At 45.1% G+C, this 244-nt stretch carries 1 protein-coding gene; it reads right to left on the minus strand.

Going from position 1 to position 244, the window contains the following annotated elements; all coding sequences use genetic code 11:
* Positions 1–244 (minus strand): type II secretion system protein GspL (locus tag AAEZ00_RS21965; protein WP_351090150.1); only part of this gene is annotated, 244 nt, incomplete at both ends.

Below are 244 nucleotides of genomic sequence, written 5' to 3' on the forward strand. Positions count from 1 at the left end.
CACTGTAGCTTGCAACACTAATTGACTCATTATCATTAGGTTTTGCAGCTGTTAATAGGTGTGGAAGTGCAAATGCAGACCATGCTTTAGGCACGCTAACACCGCCACCTTCAGACGTTCGGATTAAATACTCACTACCAACACTCATTGCCGCCCAGCGACATTGCTCTAACGGCAACGCTAAACAATCTGGCACGATACGTTTTACTTTTAAGCCTGCATGATGGAGCCATTCAAGCCATAT

Origin of the sequence: Shewanella sp. S1-49-MNA-CIBAN-0167, from assembly GCF_040310145.1 — a bacterium.
Taxonomy (GTDB): domain Bacteria; phylum Pseudomonadota; class Gammaproteobacteria; order Enterobacterales; family Shewanellaceae; genus Shewanella; species Shewanella psychromarinicola.